The 24,000-nt window shown below is 31.1% G+C and carries 26 protein-coding genes; 17 read left to right on the top strand and 9 right to left on the bottom strand.

Annotated elements, in window-relative coordinates; all coding sequences use genetic code 11:
• The coding region (locus KA867_RS11660; protein ID WP_245355974.1) for an SdrH family protein at window positions 1–1,147 on the top strand (1,147 nt) is incomplete at its 5' end.
• 97 nt (window positions 1,148–1,244) lie between these two features.
• Here KA867_RS11660 and mroQ read toward each other — a convergent pair.
• Window positions 1,245–1,988, bottom strand: a complete 744-nt coding sequence (gene mroQ / locus KA867_RS11655) for an intramembrane glutamic endopeptidase MroQ (protein ID WP_210138128.1) — start codon at window positions 1,986–1,988, stop codon at window positions 1,245–1,247.
• A gap of 176 nt (window positions 1,989–2,164) precedes the next feature.
• On the opposite strand from mroQ, the gene groES reads away from it, so the two are divergent.
• The 3 genes from groES to KA867_RS11640 all read left to right on the top strand — a co-directional run bounded on the left by groES (window position 2,165) and on the right by KA867_RS11640 (window position 4,962).
• Entirely contained in the window at window positions 2,165–2,449 is a 285-nt protein-coding gene (gene groES / locus KA867_RS11650; protein ID WP_019469562.1) for a co-chaperone GroES, read from the top strand.
• A 49-nt stretch (window positions 2,450–2,498) separates the two neighbouring features.
• Entirely contained in the window at window positions 2,499–4,121 is a 1,623-nt protein-coding gene (gene groL, locus KA867_RS11645; protein WP_210138127.1) for a chaperonin GroEL, read from the top strand.
• Between the two features lie 373 nt (window positions 4,122–4,494).
• Window positions 4,495–4,962 (top strand): DinB family protein, encoded by a 468-nt coding sequence (locus KA867_RS11640; protein ID WP_019469564.1) that lies wholly within the window; start codon window positions 4,495–4,497, stop codon window positions 4,960–4,962.
• Window positions 4,963–5,006: 44 nt separating this feature from the next.
• Here the strand turns inward: KA867_RS11640 and KA867_RS11635 are convergent, their stop codons facing one another.
• Window positions 5,007–6,299 (bottom strand): aminotransferase class I/II-fold pyridoxal phosphate-dependent enzyme, encoded by a 1,293-nt coding sequence (locus KA867_RS11635; protein ID WP_210138126.1) that lies wholly within the window; start codon window positions 6,297–6,299, stop codon window positions 5,007–5,009.
• A 200-nt stretch (window positions 6,300–6,499) separates the two neighbouring features.
• Here KA867_RS11635 and KA867_RS13495 point away from each other — a divergent pair, with 200 nt between their 5' ends.
• The 7 genes from KA867_RS13495 (at window position 6,500) to pmtD (ending at window position 10,772) form a co-directional block, all read left to right on the top strand.
• Window positions 6,500–6,595, top strand: coding sequence for a Trp-rich small protein (locus KA867_RS13495; RefSeq protein ID WP_225309943.1), 96 nt, complete (start codon window positions 6,500–6,502; stop codon window positions 6,593–6,595).
• A gap of 230 nt (window positions 6,596–6,825) precedes the next feature.
• Complete coding sequence (locus KA867_RS11630) at window positions 6,826–7,020, top strand: SE1626 family protein (RefSeq protein ID WP_210138125.1); 195 nt, start codon at window positions 6,826–6,828, stop codon at window positions 7,018–7,020.
• 190 nt (window positions 7,021–7,210) lie between these two features.
• A complete protein-coding gene (pmtR, locus tag KA867_RS11625) occupies window positions 7,211–7,591 on the top strand; it encodes a PSM export ABC transporter transcriptional regulator PmtR (RefSeq protein ID WP_210138124.1) in 381 nt (126 codons plus the stop codon).
• A complete protein-coding gene (gene pmtA, locus KA867_RS11620) occupies window positions 7,588–8,472 on the top strand; it encodes a phenol-soluble modulin export ABC transporter ATP-binding protein PmtA (protein ID WP_210138123.1) in 885 nt (294 codons plus the stop codon). The genes pmtR and pmtA overlap by 4 nt, the downstream gene beginning before the upstream one ends.
• An 18-nt stretch (window positions 8,473–8,490) precedes the next feature.
• The gene (gene pmtB / locus KA867_RS11615; protein ID WP_210138122.1) at window positions 8,491–9,153 is read left to right on the top strand and encodes a phenol-soluble modulin export ABC transporter permease subunit PmtB; all 663 of its coding nucleotides are present in this window, start codon (window positions 8,491–8,493) and stop codon (window positions 9,151–9,153) included.
• Window positions 9,154–9,171: 18 nt separating this feature from the next.
• A complete protein-coding gene (gene pmtC, locus KA867_RS11610; protein ID WP_210138121.1) occupies window positions 9,172–10,044 on the top strand; it encodes a phenol-soluble modulin export ABC transporter ATP-binding protein PmtC in 873 nt (290 codons plus the stop codon).
• Complete coding sequence (gene pmtD, locus KA867_RS11605) at window positions 10,044–10,772, top strand: phenol-soluble modulin export ABC transporter permease subunit PmtD (RefSeq protein WP_019469572.1); 729 nt, start codon at window positions 10,044–10,046, stop codon at window positions 10,770–10,772. The genes pmtC and pmtD overlap by 1 nt, the downstream gene beginning before the upstream one ends.
• A 70-nt stretch (window positions 10,773–10,842) precedes the next feature.
• Here the strand turns inward: pmtD and KA867_RS11600 are convergent, their stop codons facing one another.
• Window positions 10,843–11,403, bottom strand: a complete 561-nt coding sequence (locus KA867_RS11600; protein ID WP_107386641.1) for a thioredoxin family protein — start codon at window positions 11,401–11,403, stop codon at window positions 10,843–10,845.
• Window positions 11,404–11,828: 425 nt separating this feature from the next.
• Between KA867_RS11600 and KA867_RS11595 the strand changes: the two genes are divergently transcribed.
• Window positions 11,829–12,389: an HAAS signaling domain-containing protein gene (locus KA867_RS11595; RefSeq protein WP_210138120.1), complete on the top strand. Its 561-nt coding sequence runs from the start codon at window positions 11,829–11,831 to the stop codon at window positions 12,387–12,389.
• The gene (locus KA867_RS11590; RefSeq protein ID WP_210138119.1) at window positions 12,386–13,237 is read left to right on the top strand and encodes a DUF4097 family beta strand repeat-containing protein; all 852 of its coding nucleotides are present in this window, start codon (window positions 12,386–12,388) and stop codon (window positions 13,235–13,237) included. Before KA867_RS11595 ends, KA867_RS11590 begins: the two co-directional genes overlap by 4 nt.
• Before the next feature lie 174 nt (window positions 13,238–13,411).
• Here KA867_RS11590 and KA867_RS11585 read toward each other — a convergent pair whose 3' ends face one another.
• Window positions 13,412–14,452: a C45 family autoproteolytic acyltransferase/hydrolase gene (locus KA867_RS11585; protein ID WP_210138118.1), complete on the bottom strand. Its 1,041-nt coding sequence runs from the start codon at window positions 14,450–14,452 to the stop codon at window positions 13,412–13,414.
• A 431-nt stretch (window positions 14,453–14,883) separates the two neighbouring features.
• Here KA867_RS11585 and KA867_RS11580 point away from each other — a divergent pair, with 431 nt between their 5' ends.
• Complete coding sequence (locus KA867_RS11580; RefSeq protein ID WP_019469577.1) at window positions 14,884–15,054, top strand: hypothetical protein; 171 nt, start codon at window positions 14,884–14,886, stop codon at window positions 15,052–15,054.
• Window positions 15,055–15,240: 186 nt separating this feature from the next.
• On the opposite strand, the gene KA867_RS11575 is transcribed toward KA867_RS11580, so the two are convergent.
• Window positions 15,241–15,666 (bottom strand): YolD-like family protein, encoded by a 426-nt coding sequence (locus KA867_RS11575; protein WP_210138117.1) that lies wholly within the window; start codon window positions 15,664–15,666, stop codon window positions 15,241–15,243.
• 314 nt (window positions 15,667–15,980) lie between these two features.
• Here KA867_RS11575 and pglS point away from each other — a divergent pair, with 314 nt between their 5' ends.
• On the top strand, window positions 15,981–17,018 hold the full coding sequence (gene pglS / locus KA867_RS11570) for a 6-phosphogluconolactonase (RefSeq protein ID WP_210138116.1): 1,038 nt from the start codon (window positions 15,981–15,983) through the stop codon (window positions 17,016–17,018).
• A gap of 61 nt (window positions 17,019–17,079) precedes the next feature.
• On the opposite strand, the gene KA867_RS11565 is transcribed toward pglS, so the two are convergent.
• The 3 genes from KA867_RS11565 to KA867_RS11555 form a co-directional block, all read right to left on the bottom strand.
• Window positions 17,080–18,459 (bottom strand): aldehyde dehydrogenase, encoded by a 1,380-nt coding sequence (locus tag KA867_RS11565; protein ID WP_210138115.1) that lies wholly within the window; start codon window positions 18,457–18,459, stop codon window positions 17,080–17,082.
• 151 nt (window positions 18,460–18,610) lie between these two features.
• Window positions 18,611–19,537 (bottom strand): manganese-dependent inorganic pyrophosphatase, encoded by a 927-nt coding sequence (locus KA867_RS11560; protein WP_210138114.1) that lies wholly within the window; start codon window positions 19,535–19,537, stop codon window positions 18,611–18,613.
• Window positions 19,538–19,592: 55 nt separating this feature from the next.
• A complete protein-coding gene (locus tag KA867_RS11555; RefSeq protein ID WP_210138113.1) occupies window positions 19,593–20,144 on the bottom strand; it encodes a cysteine hydrolase family protein in 552 nt (183 codons plus the stop codon).
• Between the two features lie 135 nt (window positions 20,145–20,279).
• On the opposite strand from KA867_RS11555, the gene KA867_RS11550 reads away from it, so the two are divergent.
• Window positions 20,280–21,362 carry a glycosyl hydrolase family 28-related protein gene (locus KA867_RS11550; RefSeq protein WP_210138112.1) on the top strand — a complete coding sequence of 361 codons (1,083 nt, stop codon included), beginning with the start codon at window positions 20,280–20,282 and terminating at the stop codon, window positions 21,360–21,362.
• 131 nt (window positions 21,363–21,493) lie between these two features.
• Complete coding sequence (locus tag KA867_RS11545) at window positions 21,494–23,047, top strand: SLC13 family permease (RefSeq protein WP_210138111.1); 1,554 nt, start codon at window positions 21,494–21,496, stop codon at window positions 23,045–23,047.
• A gap of 109 nt (window positions 23,048–23,156) precedes the next feature.
• Here the strand turns inward: KA867_RS11545 and KA867_RS11540 are convergent, their stop codons facing one another.
• The gene (locus KA867_RS11540) at window positions 23,157–23,966 is read right to left on the bottom strand and encodes a prephenate dehydratase (protein ID WP_210138110.1); all 810 of its coding nucleotides are present in this window, start codon (window positions 23,964–23,966) and stop codon (window positions 23,157–23,159) included.
• Window positions 23,967–24,000: the final 34 nt, after the last annotated feature.

Genomic DNA, 24,000 nt, shown 5'->3' with positions numbered 1-24,000 from the left:
AGATGAACCAAGTGATGAAGACACTTCTGATTCAAACGATGAAGATAATTCTGACACAAATGAAGGTACAGACAAACCAACGAATCCTGACCGACCAAATGAAGGTGGAAGCACGCCACCAAAACCAGATAAACCAAGTGGTGGAGATAATTCTGACACAAATGAAGGTACAGACGAACCAACGAATCCTGACCGACCAAATGAAGGTGGAAGCACGCCACCAAAACCAGATAAACCCAATAATGGAGAAACATCAGGTTCAAATGGAGGATCAGACGTACCGTCGAATCCAGATCGACCAAATGATGGTGGAGGTACTTCATCAAAACCAGATAAACCAAGTGAAGGAAGTACATCCGGTTCAAATGGGGGAACAGGTGCAACGACAAATCCTGATCGACCGAATTTGACACCACCTCCACGAACATATTATCCAAATAATGGAAATCATAAAAGTGGTAATGACGATACGTATCAACCAACACAACCAGTCAAACCTTCAAATCCTACACGACCAAGCTTAAAAAGACCAAATGAAAATGAGCAACCAAACAAATATCAAAATGATATAAACTATGGAGACTTGTCAGTTAGACAAGATTCAAATCAAACGTCAACACATACAAATAGTGATCGTCAAATTTTAAATAGATTTAATCAAATGTCTACCGGTTCGTTTAAATATAATCCTTTTGTCGTAAACCAAGTAAAACAATTAAATAATGGTGAACAAAAAATCTCTAACAGGGATATTTTATCCATTCTTAGACCACAACGATTTGATGATAATGCTTTTTTAAATGAGTTACAGAAAGGTACGAATTATTTTAAATTCCAGTATTTTAATCCTTTGAAATCACAAGATTATTATCAAAATTTAGATAATCAAGTTTTGGCTTTGATTACAGGTGAAATTGGATCAATGCCGGATTTAAAAAATCCAAAAACGGAAAGTGCTTCAGGTAAATATGAGTATCACTCTAGCAGTGATGAAGAAATGACTGAAACTGCAGATAAAAATTCAAAAAATACTATCGACATAAAATTTGAACGTATTTTATTCGCTTTAATAACAGCTATTTTTATTATATTTATTGGAGTCGTAGTTGGTTACTTTGTTCATCGTAAAAATAAAAATAATGAGTAATTGAAATATAAAAAGGACTAATCCATTCAATGATGATATGGATTAGTCCTTTATTTTGATTACAGAAGTTATTCCAATTTTTATAAAACTATATTTGTTAAATAATAAGACTGAAAATAAAAGAAGTAGTTTCCTGTAATTCTTTTATTTTTTCTGGGCCTATTAAAACTTGAATTATTACCACAAAACCGTTTTGCATCATATGTACAGCAATAGGGACCCATATACGTTTTGTAAAAGCGTATAACCCTGAAAAAATCATTCCCATACCAAAGTAAATGATGAAGAAGGCTGGGTCGCCATGTGCGGCACTAAATATAATAGAACTTACTACTGAAGCTACTATGAATTTTAGGGTTTTATTACCTTTCATAAGTTGATATAACTCACCAAAAATAACTTTTCTAAAAACGTATTCCTCGAGGATTGGGCCTACGACTGAAATTAAAATAATGAAGACGGGAATATCCTGAGCTACTTTCATTAATCTTTCAGTATTTGGACTTGATTGTGGACCACCTAATACGAACATATTAATTAAATTAGCAATAATTTGATACACCATAACACAAACATATCCAACGAGCGCCCATAATACTGCGTAGCGTTTCTTTTCTTTTGTTCGTTGTTCTAATTGTGTTGGGTTAGCAATGAAATTATTGATTATAATAATAATGATTGATGCGATTATAAATAAAATAACTTGTGTATAAATATTGGTAAACATTAACGATTTACCACTTAAATTGTCGAAAAACCCTGCCATATGTAAAAATAAAACACCATATTGTGCTAGACCATAAATAAATAATGTCAATATGGATACCCACAAACGAGACATAATGAACCTCCAAAAAATAGTTTATATCTTATTTTAGCGTAAATTATCGTCACACACAAAATATACAACGATGGTTTTAACTTGAAATGTTGACCAACTTTGATTATTATAGAAATTAGATTAGCACTCAAGGTAATGAAGTGCTAAAGATTTCCAATTCTAAGGAGGAACATTCAATGTTAAAACCATTAGGTAACCGAGTAATTATTCAAAAAATAGAACAAGAGCAAACAACAAAAAGTGGTATTGTATTAACAGATAGCGCTAAAGAGAAGTCAAATGAAGGTACGATAATTGCAGTAGGTGCAGGACGTATTTTAAAAGATGGTTCTCGAGTTGCTCCTGAAGTGAACGAAGGCGATAATGTTGTTTTTCAACAATATGCTGGCACAGAAGTTAAACGTGGAGACGAAACATATTTAATCCTTAACGAAGATGATATTTTAGCAATTATTGAATAATAAATTATAAAAACGATAAATCATACTAACAACATGGAGGTTAAGAAATATGGCTAAAGATTTAAAATTCTCTGAAGATGCACGTCAATCTATGCTAAGAGGTGTAGATAAATTAGCAAATGCTGTTAAAGTTACAATTGGTCCAAAAGGACGTAATGTTGTATTAGATAAAGAGTACACTTCACCATTAATTACTAATGATGGTGTAACGATTGCAAAAGAAATTGAATTAGAAGATCCTTATGAAAATATGGGTGCTAAATTAGTACAAGAAGTAGCAAATAAAACAAATGAAATCGCTGGTGATGGTACAACAACAGCTACTGTATTAGCACAAGCAATGATTCAAGAAGGTTTAAAAAATGTTACAAGTGGTGCTAATCCAGTTGGATTACGTCAAGGCATTGATAAAGCTGTAGAAGTAGCGATTGAAGCTTTACATGAAATTTCACAAAATGTAGATAATAAAAATGAAATCGCTCAAGTTGGTTCTATTTCAGCAGCTGATGAAGAAATTGGTAAATATATTTCTGAAGCAATGGAAAAAGTGGGAAATGACGGTGTTATTACAATTGAAGAGTCAAGTGGCTTTAATACTGAATTAGAAGTTGTAGAAGGTATGCAATTCGACAGAGGTTATCAATCTCCGTATATGGTCACAGATTCAGATAAGATGGTCGCTGAGTTAGAAAGACCGTATATTTTAATTACAGATAAAAAGATTTCATCTTTCCAAGATATTTTACCGTTATTAGAACAAGTGGTTCAAGCTAATCGTCCAATTTTAATTGTAGCAGATGACGTTGAAGGCGACGCATTAACAAATATAGTCTTAAACCGTATGCGTGGCACATTCACAGCAGTAGCAGTAAAAGCGCCTGGATTTGGTGATCGTCGTAAAGCGATGTTAGAAGATTTAGCAATTTTAACAGGTGCACAAGTGATTACTGATGATTTAGGCTTAGAGCTTAAAGATGCATCAATTGATATGCTTGGTACTGCTAACAAAGCTGAAATTACTAAAGACAATACAACAGTTGTCGATGGTGATGGTGATCAAAACAATATCGATGCAAGAGTAAGTCAAATCAAAGCACAAATTGAAGAAACTGATTCTGATTTTGATAAAGAAAAATTACAAGAACGTTTAGCAAAATTAGCAGGCGGTGTTGCAGTAATTAAAGTTGGTGCTGCAAGTGAAACAGAATTAAAAGAACGTAAATTACGTATTGAAGATGCTTTAAATTCTACAAGAGCTGCTGTTGAAGAAGGCATCGTAGCAGGCGGTGGCACAGCATTTATGAACATTTTTGATAAAGTATCGAAAATTGAAGCTGAAGGCGACGTAGCTACTGGGGTTAATATTGTCTTAAAAGCTTTAGAAGCTCCTGTACGTCAAATAGCAGAGAATGCCGGTTTAGAAGGTTCAATTATAGTTGAAAGACTTAAAAATTCAGAAATTGGCGTTGGCTTTAATGCGGCTACTAATGAATGGGTAAATATGCTTGAAGCTGGTATTGTAGACCCAACTAAAGTAACACGCTCTTCGCTTCAACACGCAGCAAGTGTTGCAGCAATGTTCTTAACAACAGAAGCAGTTGTAGCCAATATTCCTGAAGAAAATAACAATGAACCACAACCAGGCATGGGCGGTATGCCAGGCATGATGTAATGTAGCTATTGAGGTAATTACATCAATGTTAGTTGGTTGACATGATAAAATAATATAGATATTTAAATTCAAACTTCATTGAAGTTAATCTTTGACGTTTCTCATTAAGCATAAAGCTTTTGAGAAGCGTCTTATTTTATATCGTAGTTTAGAATAAACCAAAACAAAAATGTTAGTACTAACGTTTTACTTATAGTTTAAATCTGAATTTTGTATTAATGTGATGGAGATTAATAATCATAATATTCATTGTTAATAATAATTTTAGTATTGTGAATAAGTATTAAATAAAAGGGTAGAGAGTGGGTGTACGTCTTAATAGTTGCAATATATTTTAGCTGCACGATATTTGAGAAGTGGAGGGAATTAAATTATGACTAAGAAATCAGTATATGATGTTATTGATATGGGTGTTAATTATTTAATTTCAGGTTATGATAATTGGAATAATGACCAAGTATTGGACGATAAAATTGATTTATTTCCAAATACAATACATTGGCAATATGGTCATGTTTTAACTATATTTGAATCTGCTTTATCTTTATATGATAAAAATACAGTTGATATTGAACAATACACTCGTTTATTTGGTTATGGTTCTTCACCAGAAAAATGGGGAGATGAAACAATACCGAAAATAGACGAGATATTGAACGATATACAGACCTTACCAGAGCGCGCTCAAAAACTTTCAGATGAAGAACTACAAACAGAATTAACTGAAACAATCGCAGGTTGTAATACGTTAGACGAATTGTTGGCATTAAATGCCATTCATATTCCTTTACATGCTGGTAAAATTGAAGAAATGTCACGTGTTTTAAAACAACAACAATAAATTAAAAAAGATGAAATTGCTATGAATAGCAATTTCATCTTTTTTTATACATTTTGTAAATCAGAAATGGCTTTAGCTATTGAATCAAAGACATGAGGGATATCATCTTTTTCTACACAACTAAAAGCAATTCTAATGTCAGAATCATTTAATGCAATTACACCAATAGAATAATTTTCGATTAAATGCTTACGCAATTGTTCTGGATTAGCATTTTTAACTTTAAGTGCCATAAAATATCCAGAGTTAAAATCATAGGGTTGCCAATATGTTGAATATTTTTCGTCATAAACAACAGATTTTGTAGTTTGGTATCTTGCATTTAATGTATCAATATTCTTTTGAATTTCTTTATCAAATTGATCATGGTTTTCAAGTACATATTTAACTGCGCTTTGAGAGGGCATAGGTCCACTAGAAATATTACTTCTAATTAATCCTTTTACTTTGGCTTCTAAAACTTGCTTTGTAATAGGATCGTTAACTCCAAAACTGATAAAGCCTACGCGTAATCCCCATGCAAAAAATTCTTTAGTAGCCCCATCTAAACGGATAGGTAATAAATGAGGTAAATGTAAATTTGTTAATGCAGTAAATAGAGATTGCGTGTAAACATCTTCATAGAATAAACCATAGTAAGCGTCATCTATTAATGCAATAACATTGGTACCACGCTCTGCAAGAGATTTGATGGCATCGACAATAACGGCTACTTCATCTTTAGTAGGCGTGTAGCCAGTTGGGTTATTAGGATAATTTAAGATTAAAATAACTTTATCTTTGTTATATTGTTCTAACGTATGAACAAGCTGTTCAGTGGTAAAATGTCCGTACTCATCGAAGATATCATATGTTTCAATTTCAGCACTATGTCTTGTACTATATACAAGTTTATAGTTCCCCCAATTATGTGATGGTAGTAAAATTGTGTCGCCGCTATCAACGAACATGTCTCCTACAATTGATAGACCATGTGTCAATGCATTTGTAACAATAGGTCTTGTCATGTGATTCGCAGTTAAATCAGGATTGTCTTTCAACATTTTTTGTTGCCATAAATCACGAAGTGCTTCTAAACCTTGAGGAGGTGCGTACGGAAAGATGTCATTTGGTTCTAAATGATTGAACATATCATTTAATGTTTCAGCATACATTTTACTGTCTTTATATGTTGCCATACCGATTGTGGCATTATATTTGGTAGCTTTCGCCTCTGCGGATTGTGATAAAATGCCCTTTGGATAATACATTAATTTGCCTAAATCAGAAAGCATATCTGCAATTTTTGGATTGGATTTAGATAGTTGTTCGTTTAAATCTAAAGCTAAAGGATTCATAGTTTGTTAACCTCTCTTTACTTTTTAAATGATATAACTATATTATCTTGAAATCAGTCAAAATTAAAGCGTTGCAAACATTTTATAAGAAAAATATAAATTTAAGGTCATTTTATACGAACAGGTGTTCTGTTTTATGTTAGAATATAGATAGGCCATCAAAATCCTACATGGTACTTTTTTGTGGGGGGTGTAGTATGATTACGTGGTGGCAAGAAATTTTAGTAACTTTAATAACAGGTGGCTTGCTTGTTGTATTCCGTGTTTGGTTAGAAGATAAGTGGAAAGACAAATAGGTGGCCTTACACAAAAAACCCCAAGTCTGCGCAATCAGGCTTGGGGTTGTGTAGTATAATTCGTGGATACAGTTACATTTTAGCACTGCCAAGTATAAACTGCAAACAATATATTCTATTGTGTGTAATGCAAATTAATAATAAGATCATTTCAAAATTAGAATAGTATGAATGAGTTTTAGAAATTGTGTGCAAATTTTGATACAATGTAATTATTTGAGGTGAGTATAGTGAAACATTTAACAAAAATATTTGTGATTATTGCTATTGTATTATTTGTCGTTGGTTATTATTTACAAGCTACTGGACATGAAAATTCAGGCATAAAATTATTAATTGCAGCAATTATGTTTATGATTTGTGCATTTATAAATAGAAGTAATGATAGACGCAAAAAAAATAATCAAAATAATCAAAAGAAATAAGTTGAAAGAGTGAAACATCTCTCTCTTTCATACTGGGTATAAGGCTGACCATTTTATGTGGGTTAGCCTTTTTTATTTTAAATGGTATAGTTATTTGCACTTATTTTAGCTCAAAATTTTTTAGTTAAAATGAAAATTTGGCTTTACAAGTGTGTATATATTGTATATACAGTTGTAGGGGAGGACGTTAATGAAAATACTTTTAAAAAACAGTAGTGAAAGACCGATTTATGAACAAATCAAACAACAAGTAGAAGAGAACATTTTAAAAGGACACGTTACTCCTGGAGAACATTTGCCATCAATGAGAGAACTGGCACAGGATTTAAGTGTTAGTGTGATTACTACAAAACGTGCATACGAAGATTTGGAAAAAGATGGTTTTGTTTTTACCATAAGAGGAAAAGGTACATTTGTGAAGGAACAGGATAGTTCAATTTTAAAAGAAAAACAATTTATAGTTATTGAGTCCTTAGCTAAATCAATGAGTAAAGAAGCCAAGACCATTGGGATGACTTTATCTGAGTTACAAGAAATTTTATCGTTGATTTATGAGGAGGACGACGAATGAATGCTATAGAATTGAAAAATATTAACTATCAATTTAAAGAATTTCAATTAAATGATATTTCATTTGAAGTTCCTCAAGGTTTTGTAACTGGTTTCATCGGTGCAAATGGTGTTGGTAAAACCACAATTATCAGGTTAATCATGGACTTAATTGAGCCCAATGATGGTGAGATATTAATTTTCAATCAAAAAATGAAAAATAACGCTGTAGCAATAAAAGATAAAATTGGTTTTATTTATTCGGAATTATATCTTAATGATAAATGGACAATTAAAAAAATAGAAAATTATGTTGCGCCATTTTATAGTTATTGGAACCATGATGTTTTTGAACATTATGTGGGATTGTTTGATTTGCCTTTTAATAAAAAGATTAAAACATTCTCAACGGGAATGAAAATGAAATTATCTATTGCAATCGCATTTAGTCATCAAGCTGAACTATTTATTTTGGATGAACCTACTTCAGGTTTAGATCCTATTATAAGAAATGAAGTTTTAGATATCATTCAAAAAGAACTTATTGATGAAAGAAAGACTGTTTTTTTATCGACCCACATTATTTCTGATTTGGAGAAAATTGCTGATTATTTAGTTTATATTAAGGATGGCGAAGTTGTTTTAAATGACTTTTTAGATCATCTTTTATCTCAATTTAAAATTGTCAAAGGTGATTCCAACCAAATTGATGAAGAGTTAATGGATTTAACTCAATATTTTGAAATTAATAAAACGGGTTATACTGCGTTAACAACACAGGCTAATGTATTCTATGAAATATTTGGTAATGCTGTTGCAATCACGAGTCCAACAATTGAAGACTTAATGGTTTACCTCGAAAAAGGAACCCCAAAGAATGATTTGGGACTTTCTAATAATTAACAATGCGGGAGGTATAAGATGAAAAATTTACTTATTCGAAACCTTAAGTTACGCAAATGGACGATTGTTTTATATTCAGTTTTACTGATTGTTTCACCGTTACAATTAATTTTGAATCATGACACATTGATAAATAAAGTGCTTTATTCTGCACTTGTTATGGTACTAGTAGTTATTTCAGTGTTAGATTCAGGACATGTTTTTAGATTTAATAAAAAGTTAGGGCATAAACAGTCATATGATTTTTTTGCTAGTTTACCTGTTTCTAAATTATCTTTACTAAATGCGAACTATATAACTGTTTTGGTTTTTACTTTCGTTGGTGCAGGTATTTTATCTTTATATGGCATATCCAATGATAATTATTCAAGTAATACAATTAATATTAACTTCACATTGCCATTTTCTTATATAGCCATTAATCTCTTCGCGATACCACTAGGTTTTAAGCGATCTATAGAACAAAAGGCAGAATATATTTCATTTATTCCTTATGTGTTAGGAATGTTAATTTTCTTACCATTTGTCATTGCAATTATCATTATTGGTTGTTCTTTACTATTTGATTATGACTTTGAACATTTAAGATATTTTAAAGATTTCTTTAACTATGGCTTCTTATTGTTAAGTGTTATATTTTTAGGGGTAAATTATATCATTCAATATAAAAAGCTAAATTAACTTTAAAGGAGGCGCATTATGCAGTTAAAACAAATTACTAAAACATATGGTAATAATAATGTATTAGATCATATTGATTTTGATTTTGGACATAGTCAAATTGTTGGTTTAATAGGTAAAAATGGGGTGGGTAAAACCACTTTAATGAAAGTGATGAATGGCAACATTGTAAATTATAAAGGCGAAGTTCAATTAAGTAATAAAGAAAATGTGGGTTATTTAATAGAACACCCTAAACTATATGATAATAAATCTGGCTTATATAACTTAAAACTTTTTGCAAATGTGTTAGGAAAAGGTTTTGATAAAAAGTATGCTGATCAAATTATTGATGCATTTGGGATGCGTAGTTATATTAAAAAGAAAATTAAAAAATATTCAATGGGTATGAAACAAAAGTTAGCCATTGCAGTTTCTTTAATGAATAAACCTAAATATTTAATATTAGATGAACCAACAAATGGAATGGATCCTGATGGCTCAATTGACGTTTTAAAAACAATACAATCGCTTGTTCAGGAATTAGATATGAAAATTTTGATTTCAAGTCATAAACTTGAGGATATAGAATTAATTTGTGATAGAGCAGTCTTTTTAAGAGATGGTACATTTGTGCAAGATGTTGATATGAAAGAAGGCGCACCAACAGATTCTACAGTATTGAATCTTGAAGCGGATGACTTTGAAGTAGGATTAGCTTATTTAAATGAACACTTTGATGTAATACAGTCACAAAGAGAGACAGGAGAAGTTATATTAAAGGCTCAAAAAAACTATAAAGATATATTAAAAGGACTCGCAAGTAAAGAAATTTTCCCTGTGTTTATTGAAACGCGCAAAAGTTCTTTACGTGATACGTACTTCAATATCAATCAGAAAGGTGGCCAATAATGAACAGTATTCAACTTGTAAAATATGATTTGATTAGTATTTTTAAAAGTCCTTTAACTTACTTAGCATTATTATTGACTATTTTACCAATGATTGGTTTTACAATTTTATTTGTTCAACAATCTGATGAAATGAACGGTAATACATTACTTTCAATAGGTAGTTGGTTCTTTTCTATTATGGGGCTACTTTTTGTAATAAAAACAATCACACGTGATATTTCACAAGGTACGATTCAATTATATATGAATAAAACATCGAGTCGTGTAGGTTATGTTGTTGCAAAAGTTGTTTCTATTATATTAATTGCCATATTAATAACAGCAATTCTTGTTGCATTTGTTTTAATTGTTCAAGGTATTGTAGATGGTGAAAATATTAAAACTGATAAAATTTTTGAATTACTATGGTTTTTCTTAATGTTCCATCTATTCTTTGGATTACTATTATATTTATTTGCATTAGTAGTGCCTAAAACAGCGCTTATATTCACATTAGGGATTTTCTTAGTATTGATTGTGCCTTTTGCTGAACCTTTCTTACCAATGATTCCAAAAATTGGAGATAATATACAAGACTCATTAAAGTATATTCCATTTAGTTATTTAACATCGAAAACGACTTCTGGAGATTATACATTCAGTAATTGGCAATGGTTTATTACCTCAGCTTCAATTGTTATTTTATTTATTATTAATCTATTCTATGCATCTAAAAAAGATATTTAATAGTAGAAATTAAACTCAATAAAAACACGTATGAATTGTAGTAAAGCTAATCCAATTCATACGTGTTTAGTTATTTAGTGATTAATTTATCTAAGATTGAATCGTAAACATGCTTCCACATTTGTGAATCTGTTTTGTAACGATTTGCAATAATTGTATGTGTTTCTGCAGATTTATCCTTAAATGTAGGGTCGTCTTTTTCAGGTAATTTTGAACGCGTTTCATCTACAAAGTTTTGGACTTGTCTAGCACGAGGGCCCCAAACAGTTTGTTGTTCAAAGTCATCATTTAGAAAAACAAATATTGGAATGGATCTGGCTGTGCCATTTGTTAAGTATTGATCTATTAAATCTGTATTTTCATCGCGATGGAATACTCTGACTTCCAAGTGTAGTTCTTCGCTTATATGCTTTAGAATAGGAAGGTTCATCATAGCATCTCCACACCAATCTTCCGTTATTACAAGCACTTTACTGTAAGGTAAAGATTTGATTTTTTCAAGACGTTCATCATCTTGAGGAAGTGAGAATGATTTATAAATTGTTAGTAGATTTTCTTGGTTTTCAGTCATATCCTCTATGTACTGATCAAGTGGTTGACTGTTTTTGAAATAAGTTTCTAAACTTGTCATTATTTTTCCCCCTTTAATTTATTAGCTATTATTATATCAACAATTTTAAATGAAAGAAAATTTTTAATACTTAGAAAAGTAATAAGTTTTAATATTTGTTTTAAATGAAAATACTAAATGTTTATGCTATATTGATTTAGTATGAATAGTGTAAAACAACATTGAGTTACATAACTTTTTGATATCCGATTTTTAACTAATAATATTTAAACATTAATTTATTATATATAATCATCGAACTTTTGTAAGTTATGTTTGGATAACAAAATATATATTAAAATATTTTTTGTACATAGAAATGGTGAAATATAGAGTATTGAATTTTATAATAACTAAATTTGGTAATGACACTTTGGAGTGGTTTGCCATTTTTGAATTGAAATAGAAGTTGATTAAATCCTACAATTTGAATGGCGGTAGATAACTTGGATAAAATCACATTTTTAAATGCGTTAGAACAAGAACTAGAAAACCTACCTCGAAATGAACGAGACAAAGTGATGTATGAATATGAACAATATTTTTTTGAACAAGAAAATAATGGCAAAAATGAATACCAAATCATTGGAGCTTTAGAATCGCCCAAGCAGATTGCTAAACAGATAATGGCAAAAAATGCTATTGTATCTGCCGAATATAGGCCAAATACTAAAAATATTGTTAGAGCAATTATGGCGTCTTTAGGTATGGGGATTTTGTCATTAATTATTATTTTGATACCCATGGTTATACTAGCAGTGTTTATGTGTGCATTATTGCTCGTTGCATTTTTCTTAACAATTAGCCCTATATTGTTAATTGTTCATGGGGTATTGAATCATATGATCAGCTTCGCGATAAGTAATTACTTTTTTGCTTTTTCTTTTACAGGATTAGGTATTGTTTTATTTGTAATTATTGCTAAATTAGCACAACTTGTCTATCGTTTAATTTTAAAATACTTAAGATGGAATATCCGAACAATTAAAGGAAGTGTAGATTTATGAAGCGGTTATTTTTAGGTGGGCTAACTTTATTTATAACATGCTTTCTTTTAGGAAGTGTTACATGGTTCGGTTTTGAAAAACAAAATGAAAAATTAAATAGTGTTAATAAAGTATTGGATTCTAAAGATATTAATAATTTAGATGTCTTAACTGAAAATTGTAAAGTTTTAATTAAATCAGGAGATAAAACGTCAGTGAGATATAAAGGTAAGAGAAATCTTGATATCAACAATAATGATAAAACGTTGAAAGTTAGAGAGACTGAAAAACTAGAAAACCATTATGGCTTAAATTACAATCCTTTTAGAAATTTTGAGGATAACTTAATTATTACTTTACCTGAAGAAAAATTAAATAAGCTACATGCATCAAGTAAATATAATACTATAAGTGTTAAACAATTAAATGTAAATGATGCAGATTTATCAAAAAATCATAAAAATGGCGGAAAAGTGATTTTAAATGAATCTAAGTTTGGAAAGTTAAAATATAAAGGATTAAATTCAGCGATAACGTTTAAAGAAAGTGAAATAAATAATGCCAATATTAAAACTGAAAATGCCAGAATAGCGGGTGAAAATACATTTATACAGGACTCAGTGTTATTAGTAAACAATGGAACTATAAGATTATCTGATACTGATATCAATTCCAATTTTAAAGCATCTGCTAAAAAAGGAGATATTAACATTAGTTATAAAAACGCTCCGAAAAACACACTTCTTAAGTTATATCCATTTCACGGTGATAAAAAAGTTAATAATAAGCATTTTATGAATGAAAAAGTTGGAAATGGGGATAATATTTTAGAGCTATATACCACTGACGGAGATATAGTGATTGATTAATTATTGGGGTATCATTGATTCGTCACTGACTCGTGCTTGTTGTTAGGGGTTACTGAGCTTCAGATCAAGTAATCATTTTATACTTTTTTTAGTCCTAGTCATCTTTATTAGTATGGGGCGACGAAATCTTTTTAATAAAATTAAGTTTCGTCGTCCCACTTTTTTTAATATAGTTCAATATGTTGCAAAAGTTAACTCGGTATCTAAATGACCCAAAAGTGTAGCTGTGGATAAAGCTTGACCATTAAGCCAATCAGCAAAGTTTATTTTGGTCGGATGACTATTTTCGCCGATTGCAATATGTGCAGTTAAACTTTGTGGTTCATACATACTTGTATGTATCGTTCCTGACCAACTTTTAAATAATTTACTGTAAATTTTATATTGTGGATGATTAAACAGCTTGAAGGCCTCTGTTTTATTTAAGTGCGTTGGTTTATGCTTAATAAGCCGTTCTAAACGCGCTTTTGATTCTGCTGTATAATTTCTATTTTCATGTGTTAATAATTCAAAGTGATTCGTACAAGTTTGATCATAACGCACATTAATCGAACGAGGTGTAACTTCAATGATCGCATGTTCTAGGTTTTTATCCATAACAATGTAACTAAACGAACTTCTATGTGGGATTTCTTTTAACAATTGAATTGCTTCTGGTACAGTTTTACAGTACTGCAAAATAATTCTACCAATCATGTAACATACAAAACCATCACCAGGATGTTTACGATGCATGAAATTGTAGCCCATAGAAAGGCCAGCTTCGTTCATTCCGTCCATTCTTCCAGTTACGCGTGAGGTTGGGCCAATCTGTGCTAAACCACCATCATTTGGTTGAAATAATAAATATCGACCATCATAAGTGGCAGGATGATAATCGTAGTTGCGTACCATATAATCATTTCCTAAAAATACAGTGCAACCACTATTTCTTAAAGGTGTAAAACGATAATGTCCGAAGTTTAGAATCATTTGTTTTGTAGGAAGGTTTAAGACCTCTTGCATACCTTTTATTTCTTCCCAAATTTGTGGTGCGTATATTTGGAAAATATTATATGTTTCTTTAATATTTATATCAAATCTAGGCATACGCTTTTTCCATTCTTTTTCTCTGTTTTTTAGCATTGGCGTTTGTTGCATCCATTGAGCAGTTTTGATGCCTAAATCAAAATGTGATCCTCGATGCGTTAAAATATCTGATTGTACTTTTTGCATAAAAAAACTCCTATGTTAAGTGTAACCTTACAATAATGTTATCTCATTGTAACGTCATGTTAATTGTATTACTGTTCTGTGGAAGTTATCATAAAATTAACTTTTAAAACTAAAGCTTAATTTAGTTGAATGAGGTGATGATTATGTTAAATTACTATGGACAATTAAGAGATGCTCTGTCAACTTGGTGGGGTAATTAGTATCTAATAATTATTTTATAGTAGTATCATGTTTACTTCAAATGGTTATTAATATTCCAATTCTTTTCAGACTATATTAGTATATAATAGTTATTTAGTATATTTATAATGTAATTTTATATTATGAATGCTAAGAATAATTTATTTGAAAAAGGGTATATATTTATTGATGTCTTTAAGTATGCTATCATTAATATTAGACATGTTAATAAATTATTGAGGTGAAACAGAATGTGGAATTTTATTAAAGGTTTATTTAAATTTGTATTCGGTACAATTCTTACTGTATCGTTAGCAGCAGGAATAGGTGCTGTTGTATTTGCTTATATTTTCAAAAAAGACTTTGAAGATATCGAAAATAAAACAAAAGAAATTGTTTCAGACATCGAATCTAATAATTAATTACTGATAGAACACTTTTAAGTGTTCTATTTTTTTAGCCTCCGTACATCTTCAGAATGCAGATGTTACGGAGGCTTATGCAGTCGAAAGACTGCGAACCTAAAACGAGAGTGCTGCAGAATGCAGATATTACGGAGGCTTATGCAGTCGAAAGATTGTAAATTAAGTGTATCCAATAATTGACTTTTAATAGGACTTTGGTTGGTGCTTTAGATTTATGCTTGTGATATCAAAAAGCGATAATTTTATTGTGTTTGAAGAAGCAAGTGGATATCCTTCTAAATACATATGAAGCATATCAATATTCTTAATTTCCAATGTGATATATTCTAACCAACCATTCTTATAGTATTCGATACTCACTGGTGTATCCGCATGTAGTGCTTGATGTAGTTGAATATTGAGTTCAGTTAATTGATCGTCTGATAAAATAGGACGGTCAATTTTATTTTGATCAATGATATGTTGTTGTACTGCCTCAAATTGTTCGGGTAACGTTGCAAAAGGTGCCCATTTAACCATACCACGGCCCTGTGGAATATTAGGATTTAATTTTTCTCTAGGTATTTTTCTGTAATCAGTTTCTTTATTATTATATTTACTTGAAAGCATCCAATCACCTCAATTCAATAATAGAACATTTGTTCGTATTATTGCAAGTTATTTTTCAATATTTAATAAAACATTGATTCCAATGTCTGAAAGCTTAGTTATCTTATAAAGGAAAATAGATAATGATTAAGATGAAAGCTAGAAAATGATAAGTTTAACTAAGATAAATCGGTTTAATAAAAGTAAAATATATTTATGTCATACAAGTTTCAATAGGATTATTTATAAACGGCGTATGAACGCTAAAACCATTATATTGTCATTTAGTATTAATATTTATTAAAATGAAAGTATCATAATATGGAGGGGTTTACATGACTACAGTAGGATATATCGGTTCATATACGAAAAAAGAGGGGAAGGGCATTTACCGTTTTGAATTAGATGAACAAACAGGAACGGTTGTCGAGTTAGAAACGGGTTATGAATTAGAAGCATCAACATACGTGAATCAGCATCATTCATTTTTATATGCTGTCACACGTGAAGGTGAAGACTGTGGTGTCGCAAGTTTTAAAATAGAAAAAGATAGCAAACTTAGCCTTATTAATAAATGTTTAGCTTCAACAAAAGGTAGTGGATGTTATGTTTCAGTTTCACCAGATGGAAAATATATCTTTGAGGCAGTTTATGGTGCAGGACTGGCTCGTATTTATGAAGCGAATCCGACTACTGGTGAAGTTATTCGTTTAATCCAAGAGTTAACACATGATTATTCAACAGGCCCTTTAGAAAGACAAGAGCAACCTCATGTCCATTACCTTGGTATAACGCCTGATGAAAAATATGTGGTAGCCATGGATTTAGGGACTGATAAGATTGTGACGTATGAATTTGGAGATAATGGCTACAGTGAATATGCTGTATATGATTTTGAGCCTGGAGATGGACCACGACATATTTCATTCCATGAAAATGGCAAAATTGCTTATGTTGTACATGAATTATCAAATATTGTAAGTGTTATGGCATATGAAAATGGTGAGTTCTCAGAAATTGAACGCCATGCAACAATACCCGAAAATTTTGAGGGTGCAACAAAATTAGCTGCAGTAAGATTATCTCATGATCAAAAATTCCTATATATCAGCAATAGAGGACATGATAGTATTGCTATATTTAAAGTTGGAGACAATGGATCAACAATTTCACTTGTAGATATAGTAGCGAGCGGTGGAGTATTTCCACGTGATTTTAATATTACTGAATCAGATGATTTCTTAGTTTGCGCTCACCAAGAAGGTGATTATGAAGTAGTTGTATTTAAGCGAGATAAAGTTACTGGAAAATTAGAGAAATCCGATGAATCACAAAATGCGCCAGAAGGTGTTTGTGTTCAGTTCTTAAAATAAAAATAAATGATAAAAAGCCCGAAAACCTAGTATAGTTTTCGGGCTTTAATATATCAAAATACTATTTGTTGAAAAATGCTTTAATATATTTAAATTTTCCTTTATAAGGAGGGAACAATAGGCTTGATTCAAGCCTTGTAGATTTGAAAATATAAGATTTATCATGACTAAAAGTATCAAATGAGTATTTTCCATGATATTTTCCTATACCGGAAGCACCAACACCGCCAAAAGGTAAGTTAGGATTTGCTAAATGCATAAGGGTATCATTGATTGCACCGCCTCCAAATGATAATTCATTTAATATTCTCTCTGAGCTGTTTTCATCTTCACTAAATAAATAAAGGCTTAGTGGTTTAGGTTTAGAACGTATTAAATCAATTGCTTCATCAAAATCATCATAAGCTATAATAGGTAAAATTGGACCAAAAATTTCATCTTCCATAATTTTTGAATCGAAAGTAGTACCTTCTAAAATAGTAGGTGCAACAAAATTTTCATCAATGTCAGTTTGACCACCAAAAGTAATTTCAGGGTGATGAATATTTAATAATTCGTTTAAACGATGATAATGCTTTTTGTTTACAATTCGCCCATAGTCCGGACTATCTTGAATATTTGTGCCATAAAATTCAGTGATTGTCTTTTTTAATGCACTGATGAGTTCATCTTTAACTTTACGGTTTACAAGTAAGTAATCCGGTGCAACACAAGTTTGTCCAGCATTTGTAAATTTACCAAAACAAATACGTTCACTTGCAACTTTAATATTTGCACTCTCATCAATGATTGCAGGTGACTTTCCACCTAGCTCTAAAGTTACTGGTGTTAAATTTTTACTTGCTGCGCTATAAACAACGCGTCCAACCTGTTCACTGCCTGTGAAGAAAATATAATCAAAAGGAAATTGAAGTAAAGTTTGAGTTGTATCAGCATTTCCTTGAATGATATTAACGTATTCAGGATCAAATGCATCGGCAATGATTTGCTGTATGACACCAGATACATTAGGTGTGAACTCAGAAGGCTTTAGTATCACAGTGTTCCCAGCAGCAATTGCACCAATCAATGGTTCTATTAACAATTGGAATGGATAGTTAAAAGGTCCGATAATGAGTACTGTGCCATAAGGTTCTTTCATAATATAGCTTTTGGTAGGGAACATGAATAATGGTGTGTTTACTTGTTTGGTTTTCGCCCAATTTTTAAGTTCTTTACGAGCTGATTTAATATTTTTTAATGTAAAGCCAATCTCAGTTGCATAGGCTTCTACTTTATTTTTACCTAAATCTTCTTGAAAAGCTTCAAGTAATTCATTTTCATAGTTTTTAATACTCTTACTTAATTGTTTGAGTTGCTTTTTTCTGAATTTAAGTGATTTGGTTTCATGAGTATTAAAATATTGTTTACTATTGTGGAAAGATTGTTCTATTGAATTCAAATATTATTCCTCCTAGCATATTGATGATTTAGATAGTTTAAAAGGATGGATAAAAAACTGGAACATAATTATTATTATGTTCCAGTTTTTCTATATAGTAAACTATTTAAGTTTTTACTATTATAACGTTATATATTGATAAAGTATGAAATTAACTTAAAGCTTCTGTAATTTGAGGTACAACTTGTTTTTTACGAGATACAACACCTGGTAAAAATGCAGTATTGTTGTCTAGTTGAACATTGAATGCATTGCCTACTTTATCTTTTTCAGCACCAACGACTAAAATCTTAGAGTCACTGTTGATGATATCAGTTACAAGCAATACAAATAAATCATATTTTTCGTTTGTACTCACTTCTAACATTTCTTTTTCTAACTCTTCTTGACGTTGGAATACTTCATCAATATCTACAGTATTCACTTGACCAATACGTGTAATATAGTCACCCATATTAAATGATTTTGCATCCATATTTAACAGCTCAGATGCAGTTTTATCTGTTGTAGATGCACCTGCTTTTAACATTTCTAGACCATAGGATTCTAAGTCAATGTCTGCAATTGATTTTAAAGCTTCAGCAGCGTCAATATCTTGTTGTGTACAAGTTGGTGATTTAAATAGTAGACTATCTGAAATGATAGCAGAAATCATTAAACCAGCAATTTCAGGTTTGATTTCAAATCCGCGTTCTTTGTACATTTTGTATAAAATTGTTGCAGTGCAACCTACTGGCTCTGCACGATAATACAATGGTGCTGCAGTTTCGAAGTTTGAAATTCTATGATGATCAACGACATGTTGAATTGATGACTTGTCAATCGTATCAGCACTTTGTTGGAATTCATTATGGTCAACTAAAATAACATTTTGATTATTTAAATCATCACTAAGTAATTCTGGTGTGTCTACATTAAAATGATCTAATGCATATTGAGTCTCAGGTCCTACTTCGCCTAAACGATAAGGTGTTGCTTCTGTATTTCCTGTTTGTTGTTCAAAGTCTGCCATAATAATAGCTGATGAAATTGCATCCGTATCGGGATTTTTATGACCGAAAATATAAGTTTTTGCCATGTTTTAATTCTCCTTAATTTTTTATTTAATTTTATTTTATCATGATTTTCTATTGTTATTCTACTTCAGCACCTAATGAATTTTTAAAATGATCTAATGCCCACTGATGTCCTGTTGGATTAAATGAGGCAACACCCTTATGGGAAATTGAAATAGTGTATCCCAAATTGTAGGCAGTGATAGCAGTGTGAAGCACGCAAATGTCTGTACATACGCCGACGATTTCTAAATGTGTAATGTTGCGTTCGCGTAACATAATGTCTAAAGGCGTACCACAAAATGAATCATAACGCGTTTTATCTAAGTAATGAACATGATCATTAAATAAGATATTCTGATAAATATCATTCACTTTACCGTAGAGTTCTCTTCCAGTGGTGTCTATTATATTATGCGGTGGGAAAAGTTTGTTTTCTGGATGATAGCTATTTTCTTCATAATGTAAGTCCATAAGAAAAAAGATATTAGACTGTTTTTTGTTATATACTTCAATTCTTTCAACAATATAATTTTCAATTTGTTGACCAGGAAGGCCACAAGTTAATTTGCCATTATCAGCAACAAAATCATTTGAATAGTCAACAATAATAAGTGCACTATTTTTCATCTAATGTAACACTCCCAAAATTAAGATTATAGTTATTATATACTAAGTACATAAATCATTAAAGGTGCATTTAAAGCGTTTAAAAATTAAATATTAGTTTATTATAAAGTATTAAGTAAGGAGGAAGAGTTGCTAATGATCATTAATGCAATGCAATTTGGATTAAAAGGTAAGCATAAATGGGCAGATACACGTGCGATTCAAAAAGCATTGAAATATGCTAGAACCCACAAAAACACAACAATTTATATTCCTAAAGGGGAGTATCATATTCGTAGACCATTGGTAATATATGACTCAACTACTTTGATATTGGATGATAATGCAGTATTAAAAAGAGTAGGTAAGGATACTTTAATAAAAAATGGTAGATGGTTGAAATCTTATTATGGATACGAAGGTAATGGTGCAATCTGTATTGCTGGTGGCACACTGGATATGAATGGTTATGATTATCCGTATAACAATACGGCAATGTGCATGGGTCATGCTCAAAATATTCAAATTTTAGACGTAACATTTAAAGATGTTGTTGGAGGTCACGCTATAGATGCATGTGGCATCAATGGACTATATATCAATGGATGTCAATTTTTAGGATTTAAAGATGACAAAGGGAAAAGATTGTTTTCAGAAGCGGTACAAATTGATATACAAGTAAAAGGTGCTTTTCCAAAATTCGGTGCAACGGATGGTACGATAACTAAAAATGTAGTGATTGAAAATTGTTATTTTGGAAATTCGAAAACACCTACTATGGGTGCGTGGAATAGAGCAATAGGATCTCACGCGAGTAGATTCAATCAATTTTATGAAAACATACACATTCGTTTTAATACGTTTGAAGGTATAAACCAATATGCACTGACACCTTTAAAATCAAAAGATACTTTTATTCACGATAATATATTCAAAAATTGTGGAGGCGGTATTCGGTTTTTAGCAGTGAAAGATGGTAAAAATGCGCAAGATCTTACAGGTAAGGTAAGAACAACACAATCTGGAAGTAATTTGTATATTTATCAGAATCATTTTGTTGGTCATATGTCTAAAGATGCAATTCGAGTGCAAAGTTACCATAACGTAAAACACAACAATATATTTATTGCACAGAATTATTTTGATAATAAACATCAGAGGCTTTATTTAAAAGATATAGAAAATTTGTATCTATCAGATGAAAAAAATATTAACATAAAAAAAATAAACATAAAATAATGATTCTTTGTTTTAGTAGTTCTGAATTAAAACACAATATAAAACATATTGTAATTTAATTGAAATTATATTATCTTAAAGAGTAATGATGTAAGAAAATTCAGAAAACAACTAAATCCGGGGGGAACATTATGAATAACATGAACAAAGGGGAATTTAAGCGTTCACATTATTTAACATTTTTTTCTGAAAAAAATAAATCTTATAATGCAGGACAACTGACAGGATTAATTTTAGGGCCACTACTATTTATTTTGACATTGTTAACTTTTCAACCTGAAAATTTATCTTATAAAGGTGTTTTTGTGTTAGCAATTACAATTTGGATAGCTATTTGGTGGATTACTGAAGCAATACCAATTGCAGCAACTAGTTTATTACCATTAATTTTATTGCCTATTGGTCATGTACTTAGCCCAGAAGAAGTATCTGCTCAGTATGGTAATGATATTATCTTCCTATTTTTAGGTGGATTCATACTAGCTATAGCTATGGAAAGATGGAATTTACATACACGTGTAGCATTAACAATTATCAGTATTTTAGGTACAAGTACTGGAAAAATTTTATTAGGTTTTATGATTGCGACAGGGTTTTTATCTATGTTTGTTTCGAACACTGCAGCTGTGATGATTATGATACCAATAGGTTTAGCAATTATTAAAGAAGCAAATGATTTAAAAGGGGAAGAAATGAATGCTACAAGCATCAATAAATTTGAACAATCATTAGTATTAGCTATCGGGTATGCAGGAACAATTGGTGGTTTAGGAACTTTGATCGGAACGCCACCACTTATTATTCTAAAAGGTCAATATCAATCAGCATTTGGTGAAGAAATCAGCTTTGCCAAATGGATGGTTGTTGGCGTGCCAACGGTCATTGTGCTATTGATTTTAGTATGGTTATATTTGCGTTATGTTGCATTTAATCATGATATGAAAGAACTGCCAGGCGGTCAAAATTTAATTAGAAAAAAATTAGATGAACTAGGCAAGATGGAATATGAAGAAAAAGTAGTACAAGCAATTTTTATATTGGCAAGTTTATTATGGATTAGTAGAGAATTCTTATTGAAAAATTGGTCGTTCACCTCAGAAGTTGCCGACGGTACGATTGCAATGTTTATAGCTGTATTATTATTCTTAATACCTGCTAAAAATAAAACGCAACATACACGTATTATTGATTGGAATGTTGCCAAGGACTTGCCATGGGGTGTACTCATTTTGTTTGGTGGAGGTTTAGCACTTGCTAAAGGTATTTCAGAGAGCGGTTTAGCCACATGGTTAGGGGAACAATTAAAATTAATCGAAGGTGTCAGTCCATTAATTATCGTCCTTGTCATTACAATATTTGTGCTATTTTTAACAGAAATAACTTCGAATACAGCTACTGCGACTATGATTTTACCTATTCTTGCTACGCTTTCTGTTGCAGTTAATGTACATCCGTTACTACTCATGGTGCCGGCTGCTATGGCTGCCAATTGTGCTTATATGTTACCGGTTGGTACCCCGCCAAATGCTATTGTATTTGGTACTGGAAAAATTAGTATTAAAAAAATGGCAACAGTTGGATTTTGGGTCAATATGTTGAGTATTATTGTCATTGTGTTAGTGGTTTATTTCTTAGTACCACCAGTATTAGGAATAGATGTTACCCAACCATTACCATTAAAATAACTAAAAACGTCATAGAGCCTGAGGTATATAAATGCCTCAGGCTCTATTATTGAAGTATATAAGATGATAAGTTCTCGAGTTGAAATTTCAGTAAGTTTTACTTTATTAATTAATCGTCACTTAACTTATTGAAAGACCCGATAACTGTAACTTGAAAATCTAAAGTGTTCAAAATTTTAATGACTTTAGATAATTCTTCCGTTAACCCAGTGTCTGCTTGGACGAAAAAGTGATACATGCCTAATTGTGTTTTTAAAGGTCTGGACTCAATCCAAGATAAGTTGATGTTAAAAAGCACAAAGGTATTTAAAATACTTGCTAGTAAACCTGGTTTATCAAATTGCGGTGTGATGAGTAACATTGTATCGCTTGCATTGTCCAAATGTTGCGGCTGGTTACTTACAACTAAAAAACGTGTAACATTGTGAGGGAAATCTTGAATGTTTTGTTCTATAGGTTGAAAACCATAAGTTTCCCCGCTACCTAAAGGTGCAATTGCACCAACTTGGTTAGTTATCTTTTCTAAACTTTGTATCGTGCTATCTACATAATCGTATGTGAAGTTATGCTGTTGTATATATTTACTTGTTTGACTAATTGCTGGACTTATTGAATAAACTTTTGAGATATCATTTACTGTAGCATTTTCAGGGCCATATAAAGCAAATTGTATATCTAAATGAATTTCTCCCTGAGCATAAATGTTCTGCTGAGTTAAGGCATCGGCAACAATATTGATTGTACCTTCGATTGAATTTTCAATAGGCACAACAGCAATGCTTTGATCATCTTCTGAAACAGCAGTAACTACTTCATACAAATTAGATTTAGATATATAGTCAAATTCAGACTCTGATTGATATTGTTTTGCCGCTAAATATGAAAATGTTCCTTTTGGACCTAAATAATATAATTTCATTAGACGTTACCCCTTATATATATGTGTTAATTTT

The organism is Staphylococcus sp. GDH8C109P (genome assembly GCF_017893405.1).
In the GTDB taxonomy this organism is placed as follows: domain Bacteria; phylum Bacillota; class Bacilli; order Staphylococcales; family Staphylococcaceae; genus Staphylococcus; species Staphylococcus cohnii.
Note: the sequence above shows the minus strand (reverse complement) of the source record. Positions and strands in the feature narration are given on the sequence as shown.